We start from the raw sequence: 17,466 nt of genomic DNA on the forward strand, positions 1-17,466 counted from the left end.
GTAGTTTTATCAATAGTAGGGGAATGCTGAGAACTCACAGGGGTTCTCCTTTTGGTGATACTGCTGATGATAAAGGGGCTGCGTTAGCACTTAATGGCTGCATGAGCGACGCGAGCGACAGCGGTACTCTGTGGCTTATCAGTTGAGCTAAACACTTGAGTAAGCTGGTGATCGCGTCGGCACCTTTGGCATTGCAGGCAATGGCGGCTGTTGCCTCGTTTACCGTGCTTTGGCCTGCATGGGCATGGCTGATTTTATCTATGAGTGTGCTGGTTTGCCTATCGGCGCCCACTTCGACAAATAGCCTTGCGCCTTGCTCAGTGGCATTTTGAATGAGTGCACTAAAGTCGAGTGGCGAACAAAAAGTATCGGCAATCGCGCGGCCAATGCTGTGACTATCAACGGTTACTGGCGCAGTTTGCGCTGCGCTAATAAAGCGAATAGGGGAATCTTGCGCCTCAGGTTTCAGCGCTTGCGTATAGAAATCTTGTACTTGCCCGTGGACTAACATGGCGGGCGCGGTATGCATTGCCGTGACGCGATTGGCGGCAATCCCACGCTTACCTAACTTTGCAAGCAGGGCTTTACAGCTTGTTTCGCAGCCGGCAATAACGCAGGTATCACCTTGAATGATGGCTAAGTAGGCGCGAGGGAACTCTGGCAGTAATGCTTTGATTTCATTGCTATCAGTGCGCACCACAAAGCTGTTCCACACTATGGATTCATTATCCTTAAGCTGCCATGCTCGGCGCACTGCGGTTAGCTCGCCAGAAATGGCATGGTTGAAAATATCGCTATTTTCGGTGGCCTTGATCATAGCATGGGGCGTTTGCCACACATCTAGGCTGGCCCACATGGCGGCTTCGCCCATTGAGTAACCCAGCGCCATTTTTGGCTTAATATTAAAGACTTGGGTTAAAAGCTTAGTGAATAGGTAGCTGGCGCCCACGCCACTAATCGCTTGCTGGCTTAAGCTCATGCTTGCTGCGGTTTTTACATCTGCGGCATAAATCTGCGATGATTGCAGCATGGCGCTTAAATCGCCTTCACGTTCTAGCTGGTGATACAGCGCGGGGAAATATTCATGCAAGTTATTGAACATATTGGCGTAAACCGTGCCAACGCCGGGATAAACAAAGGTCAGTCCTGCATCCCTTAGCGGCTTAGCGGTAAAACAGCTGCCTGCTGGGGTCTTAAAGGCTTGACCCTGATGACGAACCGCATCATTTTCAAGCGCCGCAAGCATGGCGTTGGCTTCAAGTTTCAGATCGTCAATCGATGCCGCCATTAAGACCAATGCCAGTGGTGCGTTGGCATCATAGCGTTCAAAGCAAGGTTTGAGTTGCTCAGCGCGAAAGTCAGCGTGAAAGCCTACGCCATTTTCCAGAGTGTTAACTAGTTGCAATACTTGCGCGATGAGTGAATCAATATTGTCAGCACTTATCGGCACAAACAGCCGGTTTTCATCAACAAGAGCTTTGGGCGCGATAACTTGTGTGCCTTGGGTCAGCACTAGGCTCTGGCAAATATCTTGGCCTGAATCCAGCAAGGTATCTGCTGGGTTTGATGTTGTTGCCGCTAGATTCTTTGTTACAAGATTTAGACATAAAACCCGCGCTTGATGTTGGTCGCTAAACCAATAGCCAGTTTGATGATTGGTGTCGTTTGTCTGTTTTATATCAGTAGTGCCTTTAAGCGGCGCTTGTGTTCGCGCAGCGAGGGCGGTTACGCCTTGGCGCAGCGCAACAAATGCCTCGTTGAGTGTGTTGGCAACGAGCTGATGCTGAACGGTTTGTGCAGGGCTGCGCTTTGCCGCCACTAATGCCGCATTTGCAACAGCCGCTGCATTTGCAACACCCGCATTCGCACCACCAGTAGCCTCATTACCTGCTGCAAAGCCTGCAATAAATGCGTGGGCGTGTAGGCGCAGTTTGGCGGCGCGTAAACCATCGAGCAAGTACAGGGACTGAGTCAAAGGCTGCGGCTGATTGCCATCATTGAATTTAAGTTCAACGAGCTTGCCTTGCTCAATGGCTGTTGTTGCTTGGCCTAATAACGCGGTGAGCGATCTTTGTTCAGGCACTGACTGCTCATGCACTGACGGTTTATGCATTTTCGACTCGAGCACAGTCGGTCCATGCACAGTCGGTTCATGTGCTGGCGATTGGTCGGCATTGGCAGCGCAAATCTGAACGCTTTCACGTTCCGCAAACGTCTCTAATACTTGGGCTGAGTGAGAGTCAAGATTGACCGCGTCGCCAAGCAACACTGCAATACGCAGTGGCTTGGCAAGCTTTTCAGTAATAGCCGTGTCTGCTATTGCCGTTTCAGTTTGGCCGCTATGTAGAGTTGCTAAAGTGTGGGCTAAATTCACTCGATTTTTGCCTCCACGCTTTCAATGGCTTTATTAGCAACTTTATTAGCTAAGAATGCACCGTTAAGGTTTTTACTGATGGTGACTTTGGCGTTGTTCATCTCGCAGCTTAAGCTGCCATCTTGATGATACAGCGCAATATTGGCTTCAAGGGCACGGCCAGAGTGTTTTACCACATCGAGCACTAGATGACCTGTATCGCCAAAGGCAAATGGCGCATGGGAAATAAACTCACCAATGCTTGATGGCAAACTCGCCGCGCCATATTTGAGTCTCGCCCATACCAGCATCGCCTGCAGCAGCAAATCTTCCGCAAAGGCTTGTGAGCCTTTAGGGGCCAGATTGGGCACAAAACTCCCGCAGTCCGCTAACGCAACATGGGGTAGGCTCACCTTGGCGACTAAGCTCGCATCGTCAAACTTCACCACCGACTCAATACCTTGCAGTCTTGGGCCGTGGAAAAGTGTGCCGTCGCTGTAAAGGCTGCTCGCGGTTGTGATGGCAGAAAGTCCTGCCAAACTGTGCGCGTCAAAAGCAGTTGCTTTGCTGTTAGTGGCTAAGTTATCACTCGCCGCGTCATCAACAGCATCATCAACGACTAGGATGGCCTGATATTGCGGACGACCTTCAAAGCTGATTAAGGCACTGAATTGTTTACTCAAGTACTCGTCAGTATCTTTCGCGGCTTTATCCGTTAACGCAATCGGTGCAAGTTCAAGTTCTAGCGTGATGGGGGCTGCACTTTCTAACACTCCATTTTGTAACACGGCAGTGTCGAAAATAATGCCCTTCAACAGCTTGTAGCTTTGCACTTTGACAGGCTGCTTGAGCACATCAAAGGCGGCTTCACGCATCCACTGAATCGCGCACACAGTCGGTAATACGGGATTACCATTAATGCAGTGATCTTCAATAAAGATCATTGCCTTAGTGTCCAGTGTGCGCTGCAGTTTTACAGCGCTTATATTTACTGCGCTTGGATTTAAAGCGTTAAGCAAAGCATGCGGATCCGACGAGTCAGTGGTCAGATCCGCTTCAGGCTTTTTTAGATTGCTACCTTGAGTTGCTTGCTCGTCACTTGGAACTGTGCCTTGCATATCAGTACCGACCAGCAATTGTGCGCCTGTGTTGCTCAGTAATTGGCTAGCAAATAACTCAGCGCCTGCCTTTAGCGGGATCACATAAACACCGCGATCCATAAACATCTTTTTCAGCGCAGGATTCACCATGCCGCCGTCCCACGGACCCCAATCGAAGCTCATCACTTTGGCATTTGGCAGTTGCTGCGCCAGTTGCAGTGCGGCTTTGTTGAGTATGTCGTTGGACATGGCATAATCGCTTTGGCCAGTATTGCCGTAAAAACCCGCCGCCGAAGAGAATAGGGCAATTAGTTTTAATTTATCTAAATCCAGTGCGGCAAGTAGATTGCTTATACCTGTGACCTTAGTGCCATACACCCGTGCTAACTCATCTAAGGTTTTGTCTTGGATGTGTTTATCGGCGAGTACGCCCGCACCATGGATGATGCCAGTAATAGGCGACAACTCGGTGATCGGCACTATCGTGCTGGCGATCGCATCTGGATTGTTAACATCGAGACTTAAGTACTCGGCGCTCGCGCCCACAGCGGTAAAGGCTTCTAGTGCGGCTGCAATTTCTAGGCTGCTTTGAACTGGCCATACTAAGGCATCCACTTGTTTTGGCGTGGGTTTCTCGCCCAAGCTTTGAATGTGGGAAATAGCTGCGGCTTTAAGTTCACTGTTATTCTTACCCTGTGCCCAAGCGGGAATGGCTTGTTGGCTGCTTCTGCCAGCAAGGATAAAGTGCGCCTTGCTGCGTTTGGCTAAACTTAGCGCACATTCAAAGGTCACGCCTTTTGCGCCACCGGTCACCAGTATTTTATCTGCACTCGTCAAGTTTGCCGCGCTGTGGCGGGTATCAGCCTTGCCAGCAACTAAGGTTACACGCTCAAGTGCTTGGGCTGCGCCTTGGCTAACACCGACTTCCAATACGTTATCGGTTGCAAAGAGCTCAGCGATCACAGCATTGGCCAGTTGCTTGGCATCAAGTGCTGGCGCGATATCTAAGGCGCGGCAATGCACGCTTGGCCACTCGTGGCTCAAGGTTTTCGTTAGACCTGCCAATGCTGCTTGGTTTAACTCGCTGCGGGCAATTTGGCTGTGGTTAAGATAACCAAAACCACCGTCGATACGACTGACGCTGATAAAACCACTACCAGTATTGGCGGTCGCTGCTGTTGTTAAAAACGGTTGTAAGTGCTTGGCGAACAAGAACGCTTGCTCGACGGATGCCTTGGCGGCACTGGACAACACTAAACCTTTCGCATCGGCTGAGGTTTTATGTTGTGGTTGCAGATGAATAAAGCCTGCAACTGTACCTAAGCTTTTGATCTCATTAATTACTGCACCAATGCTGGCATCGTCAATCGCCGCCAATGTGAAGCTGGCAATGTGGCTATTGAGCGGTGATGCACTGGCTACAAGGTTTTCTGGCGAGCGAACAACCGCAACCGTTAGACCTTGAGCATGCAATTTTTCAGCAAGTACGCCAGCATTGTGACCATCATCGCTAATGATAATGCAGGCATCTTTAGCAAAAACGCGTGGCAGGCCTTGTTGCGCTGATTGCTTTGACGATTGCTGTGGCGATAGTTGCGCTAGCTCAGCCGCCGCTGGCAACTTTTTTAGCACCACCTCGCTATGGGGTGGTAAATCATGTGGCGGTAAATCGATAGTAGGTTCAGGCTGAACGACAGCGCTAACTGGCGCGGCATTCTGGCTTACCGCGTTTTGGCCTAGCTTGCCTTGCCCTATTTCTTTCGAAAAGAGTGCAACGATTTCACCTAAGGTACGACACTCGGCCAGATCTTCAGGATTGAGTTCAGGCAAGCCCGGTAGCTCGTCTTGCACTGTGCCTAAAATTTCAACGCGCTTGATGGAATCGATACCTAGATCGGCCTCCATATCCATGCTGAGTTCTAGCATTTCAGTGGGGTAGCCAGTCTTGTCGGCCACTACTGACATCATGGTTTGTTGGACAAGTGCAGCACTTAAGCCGTTATTTGTTGTAGCGGTAACAGTGACTTGCGCTGCTGTTGTAGTTGAAGTCGAGCCAACCGCAGGTAGTTTGCTGTTCATGTAGTCAACGATTTCGCCTAGGGTACGACACTCGGCTAGATCTTCAGGATTGAGTTCAGGTAAGCCCGGAAGTTCGTCTTGCACTGTGCCTAAAATTTCAACGCGCTTGATAGAATCGATACCTAAATCGGCCTCCATATCCATGCTGAGTTCCAGCATTTCAGTGGGGTAGCCTGTCTTGTCGGCTACCACAGTCATCATAGTTTGCAGCACTAACGCAGCACTTAAACCGCTGGCTGCAGGAGTTGTTGGCGTTGTTGTAGAAACTACAACTTGGCCAGCCGCTGGCAATTTGCTGTTCATGTAGTTAACGATTTCACCCAAGGTACGGCACTCAGCCAAATCTTCTGGGCTGAGCTCAGGTAAACTCGGCAGCTCGTCTTGCACTGTGCCTAAGATTTCAACGCGCTTAATTGAATCGATACCGAGATCGGCTTCCATATCCATGCTGAGCTCCAGCATTTCAGTCGGATAGCCTGTCTTGTCAGCCACCACAGCCATCATGGTTTGTTGTACTAACGCAGCGCTTAAACCGTTAACGGCAGGTGCGGCTGTTGCCACTTGAGTTGCCACATTTGCAGTAGTAATAGGCGCTACGATAATTGAACCCACTGCTGGAAGCTTGTCATTTTGTGTAAGCTTACTTTGCATATAGTCAACGATTTCACCTAAGGTACGACACTCTGCCAGATCTTCTGGGCTGAGTTCAGGTAAGCCCGGCAGTTCGTCTTGTACTGTGCCTAAAATTTCAACGCGCTTGATGGAGTCGATACCTAAATCGGCTTCCATATCCATGCCAAGTTCCAGCATTTCAGTGGGGTAGCCTGTTTTATCGGCAACCACAGCCATCATGGTTTGTTGAACAAGTGCAGCACTTAAGCCGCTCGTTGCTGGTGCCGCAGGTGTCACTTCTGGCATCACTACAGCAGGCATGACTAATGCAGGAGCGGCAGGCGCAACTTGTACAGTCACAGCAGGTGAATAAGCAACGGGAGCGGTTTGCACAACAGGCGCAACAGGTGTGCTAACCGCGGGTCTCGTTGCAACAGCTTGAGTCACTGGTGCGGCATTGTGTGCCACTGACGTTGCAACAACAGGCGCTGGAGCAACAGGTGCAGGAGCCGGCGCAGTTGCTCGTGGCTGACTTGCAACCGCTGGGGTAAAGTTAATCGGCGCATTGTTTAGCATGGCCAAGGCCGCTTGGCTGCTACTGCTTTGCAGTTGCATAAATTCGGCGTGGCTTTGCAGGGTTTGCGCTTGATGCTGGTGGAACATTTCCATTGAGCGTTGCAGGCTTTCAGGGATTGCAATGCCAAGGCTTGCCATCTTGGCTTGTTCTGTCATCAGTGTCGTGAAGGTATCGCCGTATTGCTGTGGGATAGCTAAAAACTGCTGATGTAACTGAGCCGCTTGAGATTGTGCGCTGAAAAATGCCGTTAACGCATCGCTGCTGACGCTTGCTGTACTTGGATTCAATTGCGCCGTCGCTTGTTGCTGGTGATTGCTTAAGCCTTGCGTCACGCTTGGGGATGTTTGTTTCATTTCAACAGTTGCCACTTGATTCGCTTCCACTTCTATTATTTTTTCAACCACTTTTTCGACGATGACTTCTTTCTCAACGATTTTTTCGACTTCTCTTTCGACAACCGTTTCAACGATGCGATCCACATATTGCACTTGGCTAGTCACGCTGCCTGTGGCGAGGGATTTGGCCATCTTAGCTTTGGTCGCAGCACTAATATGGTTAGTGGCTGTGAGTTTGATGTTCATCGCCGATGGCGCTTCACGCTCGGCAATCTCTTGTGACGTGACGGCTTGATAGGGGTCAACCTCAGTTAACGCCACACCGGCTACCGCGAGTTGTACTGCGGCTAAGCGTAATTGACTGTCACTGTCGCCCTTAGGATTCGGGTTCATGCTGACAAGGCAAAGCTCATTTAAGTGTTCACCTAAGGTATTTTCAACTAATTTTTGCAGTATGTTCTTAGGGCCAAACTCAACAAACACCCGGGCGCCAGCGTCATACATGGCCTGCAGTTGTTCGCTAAAGCGAACCGATTGCAGCATGTGTTGTTTGAATTCTGCTTTAATGGCTTTGCCATCGCTTGGGTGCAATTGACCCGTGCCGTTGGCATAAAGTGCGACTGAAGGTGCGCTGAATTTAGCTTTATCAATGGCTTTGGCAAATGGCTTTTGTGCGTGTCCAACCAATGGGGTATGGAACGCGCCTGAGACGGGCAAGGCAATCGCTTTAAAGCCCAGTTCGCTAATGGCTTTAGCGGCCAGCTGAGTTTGCTCTGTGCCACCTGCGATGACTAATTGTGTCGGTGCGTTGTAGTTGGCAATTTTAACGCCATCAAACTGGGCTAAACAGCTATTGAGCGCATCGATATCATTCTTTTGCTTAAGAATGATGGCGAACATGGTTCCTAAATCAACTGCTTTACTCGCGGTATCACTTGGCACTTGCGCCATGGCATGCCCACGGGCGAAGGCCAGTTCGACGTAATCTTCATTGGAAATCACACCTGCCGCGCAAAGGGCTGACAATTCACCAAAGCTGTGACCTGCCACCATATCGGGTGCAAAACCCGCTTGCGTTAATAGCGAATATTGCGCCATTGAAACCGCGCCTATGGCGCTTTGGGCGAACAGGGTATTGGTCAGCGCCGCTTCTTGGGCTTTAACTGCATCGGCATCGAATGCCGGAATAGGATAAAGGATGTTCGATAACGGCGTTTGGCCGTGGTGAGCAAATACCTTATCGCTGGCCGTCACTTGTTGGCGCATTTCCGGGAAATGGCAGGCGAGTTCGCGGCCCATGTTCAGGTACTGTGAACCTTGACCGGCAAACAGGGCTGCTACTTTATTGGAGTCATTCTTGCTATTGGTTTCAGTGACCAAAGCTTTTGCGCGGTAGCTGATCCCAGACGGTAATTGCCACGCCTCGTTGGTATTACTTTCTAGGTGCCCGTTTTCTAAATGCCCACTGCTTTCTAAATGAGAGATGGCTTGATTCAACTGAGCTTGTAGCTGAGCGATATCCTTAGCCACAAAACCTAAACGGGCATCTGTGTCTGCCAGCGGGCGCAGCGGATATTGCTGAGCGATAGCGTTCAGGCTCGCAGCGCTGCTCTTATTCGCGTTTGCGCTTGTGTTCACGCTTTGGCTCAGCGCAGCTTTTAACTCGCTAAGCAGCGCGGCTTTATTGGCTGCGGCAAACAATAGTGTCTGCGGCACACTGCGCTGACGATATTGCTCATCGCGGCTGTGCTCAGGTTTGTATTCTTCTAATACGAGATGGAAGTTCGTGCCGCCAAAACCAAAGGAGCTTACACCCGCACGGCGCGGCGTTGCATCGGCGCGCTGGAACCATGGGCGAGTTTCGGTATTTAAATAGAATGGTGAGCTTTCGATATTTAGTTTTGGATTAGGCTTGCTAACGTTAATGGTCGCAGGCAATACCTTGTGGTGCAGCGCTAGCGCAGCTTTGATCACCCCTGCAGTGCCTGCTGTGGATTTAGTGTGGCCCACTTGGGATTTTACTGAACCTAACGCGATATGTTGATTGGTGTCGTTGCCTTGGGCAAATACTGATTTTAAGCCATTAAATTCAGCCACATCACCCGCTGCAGTACCCGTGCCATGGGCTTCAACTAAGCCAATGCTGTGCGGGGCAAAACCTGCATCGTCGTAAGCGCGTTCGAGAGCTTTAGCTTGGCCTTCGGGGCGCGGCGCATAAATACTCTTAAACTTACCGTCCGATGAGGCGCCAACGCCTTTGATGACGGCATAAATTCGGTCGCCATCGCGCTCGGCATCTTCAAGGCGTTTAAGCGCGACCATGCCGATCCCTTCGCCGATCATCATGCCTTTTGAATCGATATCAAAGGGTTGAATGGTTTCATTGGTGGTGAAGGCTGGCGTTTTTGAGAAGCTCATGTACATGGACGGCGAGTTATCGGTACAGACACCGCCGGTTAACATCATGTCGCTGCGACCTTCGGTCAGTTCCGTCAACGCCATACGCATAGCGGCAAGCGAGCCCGCACAGGCAGCATCGACCACACAGTTCATACCGCCAAAATCAAAACGGTTGGCGATACGGCCTGCAATCACGTTGCCTAAGGACCCAGGGAAAGAGTTTTCTTCCCAGTGGATATATTGGTCTTGGAACTTTTTGATCAGCATTTCGCTGTCTTCATCGCTCAGGCCGCTGCTTTTGAATACTTTTTTAAGCACTGGATATTGCAGGCGCGAGTTCAAGCTCTGACTGATTTTTTGACCACCGCCAACCCCTAGGGTAATGCCGATACGATCACGATCGTAATCGGTGGGCAGATTGGCGTCGGCAAGCACTTCTTTGGCGACAATCAGCGACAGCAGTTGCGAGGTATCTGTCAGCTCAAGAATATTGGGCGGCAGACCGAATTCCATTGGATTGAAGTCGACTTCTGGTAAAAAACCACCGCGTTTACAGTAGCTTTTATCGGCTTTGCTTTTGTCGGCATCGTAGTAATCTTCGGCGCGCCAATGGGTGTCTGGGATGTCAGTAATGGCATCGATTTTTTCGCTGATCAAATCCCAAAATTTATTTAAATAACGCGAGTTAGCGAAGATGCTGGCCATGCCGACGATGGCAACGGGCATATCTTTTAAACGTTTGTTGAGTCGTTTATCTTTTTTTGACTCAGTCGCAGAATTAGGTACAGAAGGGGTATGGCTCATAAAGAGTCTCCACGGGTCGACCTGGATACGGTGACCTTGTTTTGGGATTTAGCCGCGCTTGTCTTTGGCGTGCCATGGGCACCGGGAAAACGGGCTAAGAAGGTGTGATAGTTGCGAACGAGCAACTTTCGTAAATGAAACGGCCCATGTTTAAGGACATAGGCGATATATCTATTGGTCGCTTGGGTATTGCTGTCTTGATAAATATCGAGGTAAATCCAATCACTTGCTGTGTCTACGCCTAATAGTACTGAGCTTGGTGCTTGCTCTGTGAGTTGCGGCGGTATGGTGAGTGACACCACTTGCACCACAGTATTGCCGTCGGTACTCGGCAATGCGAGGGCTTTAGCCAAGGTTTCTGGATTAACCGTATAGGTTTGGATATCGCTGCCTTGCGTCACAGGCAATTGATTAAAATAGCGTTCGGGAACTTGCGGTGCTTCAAATTCATCAAGCCGCGATATGCCGTAGCGCTTTAAGCAACGGGCAAGGCCGGAGCGCGACACATTGGGATTAATAAAGGTTTGGGTAACCTGAAGTAATCTATCTAAGGTGAGTTTGAGTTGATAGCGTAATCCCACCACCACATATTCTTCCATCGGCGTGAGCGTGGTATTGAGGTGATGGGGCGTGTTCGAACTGTTACTAATGGACTCACGCTTCCGCCATTTACGCACCGTTGCCTCAGTAATATTTAAAATTTTTGCCAGCTGGCTGACGCTCAGATCCGATTGCTGGATAAAGAGTCGCATTTCAGGCGTGGTGGTGGCGTTTCGATGCCGAGGTGCGCTGTCTTTTTTCGCCGCTTGAGTTGTGCTCTTGGGGGCGTAAGACGGCGCTTTAGATTGAGAGTCGCGAGCTGCCATTAATAATAATTATCATCCGACATAATCTATTGGGACTGAGAAGCCATTTGGGCTGAGTCAGCTGTGGCACTCTTGAAGAACATAGTGACACTCATCGTAAAACCTGTGCTTATCATCTGTGTCACTTAATGGGGATGCAGATTACCTGAGGTTTCGGGTCGATACAATCATCTGGGACTGGAATTTATTGGCTTTCGTTGAGTAATGGTATTTTCTGTGCGTTATGTTGGGTTTTCGCTGACCGCTTGGGCTTTTTAATACTTTGATAGTGGAAGAATTAAATTTTTAGGGGCGATAAAGGCCGCTTTTTTGAGTTCGCGGGGTAAAATAGCCCAATATTGGCTTACTGGCCCTTTCGTCATGAATGAGACTGTGCGGCTAAACCTGTTAATTTGGGCGCAAAATCTTGGCGCAATTGCAGCAAAAATTTGCGCTTAGGATGGCGTTCAGAGTCGTTCTAAGAATTGCTCTAATTAGAGTGCTGCTAAGAATTGAACTCGGGCTTAGTTGAAACTATTTAAGATGCATAATGAACTCAGATAATGATGAACCCAGATATGAATGTTGCTAAGTGCTCTCCAAAAAGCCAGACAATGATAACCATCAGCCGCAAGGCTTTGTCCTGCAAGGCTCTCAAATGACCGACTCCAGAACATCTAGCAAAAACGGCGTGAATGTGGATCTATTTTTTATTCCACTGAGCGATATTTCATTGCCGCAAACATCACTCGCTCAGTCTTGGTTAAGTGATGATGAACTCGCTAAGGTCGCGCGTTATCGCGATCCCAAGGCGCAAATGAAGGGATTACAGGTCAGGGCAGCGTTGCGGGCCGTGTTATCTCGCTATGCGGATTTATCGCCACACGAGTGGTGTTTTGAATATGGCGCTAAGGGTAAGCCGAGTTTAACGGCAAAATTGCAACAGCAAACGGGGCTTGAGTTTAACCTAAGCCATAGCGGCGATTGGTTATTGATTGGTGTGACTCAGTTTCATGGTGTTGAGTCTGGGTTATTTGGGGTTGATATTGAAAGATCGCGGCCGAAGACGGATATCTATCCAATCCTAAATCATTATTTTTCCGCCCAAGAAACTGCGGCTTTGTTGACCCTTGTCGATGAAGCGAGTCAGCGGCAGCGCTTTTTCGATTTATGGGCGTTAAAGGAATCTTATATCAAGGCGACTGGCCTAGGTTTAGCGCAGTCGCTTAAATCCTTCGGCTTTGATCTTAAGCCATTCGAACAATTGGTGGCCGGATCGGTTGAGCTTAGATACCAAGATGCTGCGTTGATGCCGTTCTGTGGTGTGGCGCCTTTGCTGAGTGTCTATCCTAATATTCCGCTGCAAACCATTGATGCAAGTTCATTGTATTGGCAAACCTATTTTGGGCGTTTGACCGAGGAGTACCGTTTTGCCGTGAGTTTAGGGCATGCTGGTAACACCGAGATTTCCATAATGCTAACGGCGCAACTGAGCAACATAGAAGCCTTACTTGCCGATTATGGTTAACTGGTCTTATTCATCTTCGGTTAAACATTGCTGGGTATAGTCACGCCCATAATATTTTGAATTTGAATGAAATAAATGAGGTTTAACAATGAAACGGATTAAGTGCCTAATACCTGCCACTATGATGGTGTTGCTATCTGGTTGTGGTTATTTTGGTGGCGATGAAAAACAGCAATTGGAGCAGGCTTGGTTAGCCCAAGATCCACAGTTGCAGCAAGTGGTTGAGCAAATTCGTGCCAATGGCTTAGATGTTGTGGCTCAAAGCGCGGCAGCAGGCACAGTTTCGGCCTGTGTGGCTGGAAAACTCAGCCAAGATCCGCTGGGTAAGTTAGTCAATGTTGAAGGTTCGCTGGTGGAGTCCGCTAAGGTGGCAGAGTTGCTGGGTGACTTACAGAAAGTAATGGAGCAAGACATCAGTTTTGATCAGGTTGCGAGCTTGCTACAAAAGGGCGCCGATGCGGCGGCTTATGCTAAAAGCCTTATCGAGCAACAAGGTTTAGATCAAGCCTTACAAAGCCTTAAGCAAATGGTGACCGCGAGCGAGCAATTTGCCCAGCAAGACTTAGGCGCGCATTTTCAGCAGTTATTGCTTGAGTGCAAAACTTCAGTCCCAACGTCAGAGTCTGCGAATTAATTATCTTACTTTAATCTAGTCTTTAAAGATTGCACGAGAGAACATGTCGTGCAAATGGCTATCCGTACTTCACTCTTTTGCTTACAGAACTCGACTCGCCAAGTGTCAGAATGGTTAGTGCTAGTGTAATTTTTCCATAAAACGCCCTGAAGATTCAGGGCGTTGATTTGGTTATTTCGCGCTTGGTAGTGGGACGATTTCAAAGCTTTCATCGAACTTTACTAAGGTCGACGCTATCTTACCGAAGGCATCTTTATCACCCTCTAACTTGGCAGTACCCTTAGCCAGTAACTCTTTAAGTGTGACTTTTCCGAGTAAAATCCCCGTAATATAGCGTTTATCAATATAAAGATTGGCATCGGCCTCCATCGGTTTATCAACCTTAATATTGCTTAAATTACCGTTACTTAGTTCAACATAGAGCGTTTCTTGGGTGTCGGGGTTAATCACATTAAGCCTGATTAGCCCAAGTTCAGCTGCTTTGAGGCTATCGACTTTTACGGCGAGAAAGTCAAATAGGGTCGATATGTCCATTTCTCCTAAAATATCTGCTGAGGCCGATTTAGGCGCGCCGGGTTGAATGCCTACGCGTAACTCTTGGGCGCCAGTGAGGTAAATGTTACGCCAGCCAGCCCCTTCGGCTTGATAACCCAGTTGCTCATAGGTATCGGCAAGTAATTGTCTTGCCTCTTTATTATTAGGTTCTGCCATCACGACCTTATTGAGTGCGGTGGCCACAAAACGGTATTCGCCTTGGGCATAGTCGGCTTTGGCGTGTTTCACTACGGCTTTAGCTCCGCCCATATACTCCACAAATTTTGCCGCTTCATCTTTTGTCGGTAGTGGGTTTAAGTTGGCGGGATTCATATCGAAATAGCCAAGGTACATGTTGTACACGGCTTTGGCATTATGGCTGTAGGTGCCATGGTAACCATTGGTGTACCAAGTATCGCGCACAGCCTTAGGGATAGTGGTTTGAATAGCATCGCCAATATCTTGAATACCCACGCCATTATTGGCTAAACGCAGGGTTTGATTATGCACTAGGCCATAGTTATCCCTTTGCATTCTTAAGTATTGGTTTATATCAGTATTGCCAAATACGGGGGCTGAGTGGGCAGTGAATATAACCTGTGCATCATTACCAAAATGGGTCAGTAATTCGTTGATATCCTTAGACCATTTTATCGCATCTCGGACTTTTGCCCCGCGTAAGGTATAAATGTTGTGCATGCCGTGGTAGGTGAGCTCTGCGGTCCACAATGCTTTCATTGAGGGAATATAGGTGGCCATTTCCGAGGCGGCTTCTGTGCCTGAGGCATCCATAAACACCATGTCTATACCATCAATGGTGAGTGTTTCCCACTTATCTTTGGCATTTAAGGTGACATCGGGTTTAACGTAGGTCACTTCGCCTTTGGATAATCCCTTAGCAAGTGCGGCATCGACAATGCCTTGATCGTTTCGCTCTAATGTTGCGCCGTATTGATAGGCGGCGCGGCGGCTCATGGCATTACCGGCAAGCACGTTTTCGTCGACAATTTCTTTGGTGATGTTATTGGAACCATAGACTTTGACGTTCGGATACATCTCTTTGATGGCGCGGGAACCGCCAAAATGATCTCCATGACTGTGGGAATAAATCATTGCGACTACGGGTAAGTCATTGCCCTCGGGCAAGTGTTTAAGCGCAAACTCAAGGGATTGCTTTGCTGACTCTTTGGTCAGCAGTACGTCATAAAGGATCCAGCCCGTTTTACCGCGGATAAGGGTTAAGTTCGATAAGTCTGTGCCACGCACTTGATAAATGCCATCTGTGACCTTGTATAAGCCGTTAGACACCATATTCAACTGGGCTTGGCGATAAAGTGAAGGGTTGACTGTGTCTGGGGTTTTGTCGCCAATAAAGCTGAAATCGGCACGTAAAATGGCTGCTGTTGGTTCATCTAGTTCAGCAATAAGATTTTTAGAAAACTCTTCAAAGGCTTTTTTATCGGCAAAATTAAGGCTTGCTGCCGTGGCTTTGTTTACCGCAATGGTTTGCTCGGTGGCAGGCTTTCCCTGATAGTGCAGGCTAATATGTTCATGCTCGTGTTCAGCGGCCACGGCGCTTAAAGAGAAGCTGGCGATAATACTCATTGTCATCAAAGATTTTTGCATTATTTTACCTACCAAAAAGTGGGATAGTGTCGTTGATGGTTTGAGTATAGCCAGCTTGTGTATTTAGATAACTTGAGTTAGCTTTGGTTGTAATATTCATATAGTGAATGAGTGTACTCCCTTATGCCGACACGAAAGCCATTAGATTTAAATTTATTACGCGTGTTTATGGTGGTTTACCGTACTCGTTCATTCACCCAAGCGGCGCAGGAGTTAGATTTAACTCAGTCTTCCGTGAGTAATGCGATAAGCCGGTTCAGGGCTTGGGTCGGGGAGTCGCTGTTTAATCGGGTTGGACGGGGAATTGAGCCGACATCTGTGGCGCGGGAGATGTACCGTAAGTTTGAACAGCCCATGGCGGATATTGAAACCGTATTACTAGGGTTTGAGCATTTTGATCCCAACTCGAGCCAGCGGCGTTTTTATGTATATGCTAATGAGTCGGTTATCGAAGCGCTGCAATCAGGCGTGCAGGCTTTATTACAGAATGCGGATATTGAAGTCATTTTCCGCGAGTCGCCGCCGCAGGAGGATGAGCTATATCGCGATATTTTGCTTGAGCGGGTCGCCGTTGCCATAGACATTAAGCCCGCGCAGCAAAGTTTGCTCTCGAGCAAATTACTCTTCACCGAAACCCTCGTTTGTATCGTCAGTTTGCAGCATCCTCGTATTCAAGGTGCTATCACCCATGGGCAGTATTTTGAGGAGAAACACGTCTTTTTAAATATGCGGCGTTTTAATTTGACTGCAGGGGATTTGTTTACCGAAGGCGTGTTACCAAGGCGCAAAATGTACAGTGAGCAATCATCTTTATTGAGTATGTTTGCAACTGTCGGCAAAAGTGAGGCGATAGGCATAGCGCCTTTGCGGTACGCCAGTCAGTACGCTGAGATGTTCGGCTTACAGATTTTACCTATGCCCCTGAAAACAAGGCCAATTGATTTGTATATGGTGTGGAGCAGTAAATATACCCAAAACCCGAGCCACCAATGGCTACGGCGTTTATTGCTTAATGCGAGTGCAAACACTGTGAATAAAAAAGCTCTGAATCTAGCGAGCAGCTAGGGCTAGCGATTCAGAGCTTTGTTGCAGTTTTTAAACCTTATTTTCTATCTCAGATTGTTAATCTAATCGCCTAAGAAGGTCATTACTGTCTTGCGAGTCTGTGGCTTTCACCAGGTTGCTCGAAGTCACTGCGATAAGGGTTGATATCTAAACCACCGCGACGCGTGTAGCGGGCGTAAACTGTCAATTTAGTGCAATGGCAAAAACGTTTTAAATCGACGAAAATTCGCTCGACACATTGCTCGTGGAATTCGTTATGTTGGCGGAAAGAAATCAAATAGCGCAGCAGTTTCTCGCGATCGATTTTAGGGCCTTGATAACGGATCATCACGCTGCCCCAATCGGGTTGCGAAGTGATCAAACAGTTGGATTTCAGCAGGTTTGAATTAAGCGTTTCCGCGACCGTTTGCTTATCGTCTGTACTGTTAACTAAGTAATCAGGATTAAAACTATAATCGCTGACTTCAATATCGAGATCGTCAATACAAGTGCCAGGTAACTCAATAATACGCTGAATACCAAAGCTTTTTGGCTCGATAATCTTAACGCTAACATCACCTTGAGCACACTGACTTAAGTCTTGCACTAAGGTTTTTTGTAGTGAATCTAGGCTATCAAACTTGGTTTGATTAAAGCTATTGAGATACAGTTTGAACGATTTCGACTCAATCAGATTCAGGCTTTCATAGCTTAAATGAAATTCAGCTATGGCCACCATAGGCTTACCTTTGGCATTTAACCAAGACAGCTCATAACCCGTCCAGATATCGGCACCATGAAACGGTAACGTCCCAGTGAGTGCAATAGCATTACGGTTTAGTGAGCGTGGAACCCCTTGCAGCAGCGACGCATCATACTCGGCTTGGTAGTCGGTGGCTTTACCTAAAGTCAGGCCAACAAGCGCTTGCGCATCACTATAGGGATCGTGATTCTGTGTCATCAATACTGTTTCCATGTCAAAATAGGCGCACATT

Annotated in this window: 8 protein-coding genes; 3 read left to right on the forward strand and 5 right to left on the reverse strand. The window is 48.4% G+C overall.

Going from position 1 to position 17,466, the window contains the following annotated elements; genetic code table 11:
- Positions 1-34: 34 nt before the first annotated feature.
- The 3 genes from L5M40_RS05860 to L5M40_RS05870 are packed head-to-tail and all read right to left on the reverse strand — an operon-like array spanning position 35 to position 11,126.
- Positions 35-2,374, reverse strand: a complete 2,340-nt coding sequence (locus L5M40_RS05860) for a PfaB family protein (protein WP_263175365.1) — start codon at positions 2,372-2,374, stop codon at positions 35-37.
- Positions 2,371-10,260, reverse strand: coding sequence for a type I polyketide synthase (locus L5M40_RS05865; RefSeq protein WP_263256404.1), 7,890 nt, complete (start codon positions 10,258-10,260; stop codon positions 2,371-2,373). Before L5M40_RS05865 ends, L5M40_RS05860 begins: the two co-directional genes overlap by 4 nt.
- A complete protein-coding gene (locus L5M40_RS05870; RefSeq protein WP_168823209.1) occupies positions 10,257-11,126 on the reverse strand; it encodes a helix-turn-helix domain-containing protein in 870 nt (289 codons plus the stop codon). The genes L5M40_RS05865 and L5M40_RS05870 overlap by 4 nt, the downstream gene beginning before the upstream one ends.
- Before the next feature lie 637 nt (positions 11,127-11,763).
- On the opposite strand from L5M40_RS05870, the gene L5M40_RS05875 reads away from it, so the two are divergent.
- The gene (locus tag L5M40_RS05875) at positions 11,764-12,633 is read left to right on the forward strand and encodes a 4'-phosphopantetheinyl transferase family protein (RefSeq protein WP_317629667.1); all 870 of its coding nucleotides are present in this window, start codon (positions 11,764-11,766) and stop codon (positions 12,631-12,633) included.
- A gap of 88 nt (positions 12,634-12,721) precedes the next feature.
- On the forward strand, positions 12,722-13,267 hold the full coding sequence (locus tag L5M40_RS05880; protein WP_263175363.1) for a hypothetical protein: 546 nt from the start codon (positions 12,722-12,724) through the stop codon (positions 13,265-13,267).
- Positions 13,268-13,438: 171 nt separating this feature from the next.
- On the opposite strand, the gene L5M40_RS05885 is transcribed toward L5M40_RS05880, so the two are convergent.
- Positions 13,439-15,427 carry an alkyl/aryl-sulfatase gene (locus L5M40_RS05885; protein WP_263256405.1) on the reverse strand — a complete coding sequence of 663 codons (1,989 nt, stop codon included), beginning with the start codon at positions 15,425-15,427 and terminating at the stop codon, positions 13,439-13,441.
- Positions 15,428-15,550: 123 nt separating this feature from the next.
- Here L5M40_RS05885 and L5M40_RS05890 point away from each other — a divergent pair, with 123 nt between their 5' ends.
- Complete coding sequence (locus L5M40_RS05890; RefSeq protein ID WP_105249735.1) at positions 15,551-16,492, forward strand: LysR family transcriptional regulator; 942 nt, start codon at positions 15,551-15,553, stop codon at positions 16,490-16,492.
- A gap of 82 nt (positions 16,493-16,574) precedes the next feature.
- Here the strand turns inward: L5M40_RS05890 and queF are convergent, their stop codons facing one another.
- Entirely contained in the window at positions 16,575-17,432 is an 858-nt protein-coding gene (queF, locus tag L5M40_RS05895) for an NADPH-dependent 7-cyano-7-deazaguanine reductase QueF (protein ID WP_105249734.1), read from the reverse strand.
- Between the last annotated feature and the right edge of the window lie 34 nt (positions 17,433-17,466).

Origin of the sequence: Shewanella sp. SM68 (genome assembly GCF_025653925.1) — a bacterium.
GTDB classification, from domain to species: domain Bacteria; phylum Pseudomonadota; class Gammaproteobacteria; order Enterobacterales; family Shewanellaceae; genus Shewanella; species Shewanella oncorhynchi.

What these genes read in the sequence shown, in the direction of transcription:
- queF (WP_105249734.1), bottom strand. Translation starts at nt 17,432, where the DNA reads ATGACACAGAATCACGATCCCTATAGTGATGCGCAAGCGCTTGTTGGC.
- L5M40_RS05880 (WP_263175363.1), top strand. Translation starts at nt 12,722, where the DNA reads ATGAAACGGATTAAGTGCCTAATACCTGCCACTATGATGGTGTTGCTA.
- L5M40_RS05875 (WP_317629667.1), top strand. Translation starts at nt 11,764, where the DNA reads ATGACCGACTCCAGAACATCTAGCAAAAACGGCGTGAATGTGGATCTA.
- L5M40_RS05890 (WP_105249735.1), top strand. Translation starts at nt 15,551, where the DNA reads ATGCCGACACGAAAGCCATTAGATTTAAATTTATTACGCGTGTTTATG.
- L5M40_RS05865 (WP_263256404.1), bottom strand. Translation starts at nt 10,260, where the DNA reads ATGAGCCATACCCCTTCTGTACCTAATTCTGCGACTGAGTCAAAAAAA.
- L5M40_RS05870 (WP_168823209.1), bottom strand. Translation starts at nt 11,126, where the DNA reads ATGGCAGCTCGCGACTCTCAATCTAAAGCGCCGTCTTACGCCCCCAAG.
- L5M40_RS05885 (WP_263256405.1), bottom strand. Translation starts at nt 15,427, where the DNA reads ATGCAAAAATCTTTGATGACAATGAGTATTATCGCCAGCTTCTCTTTA.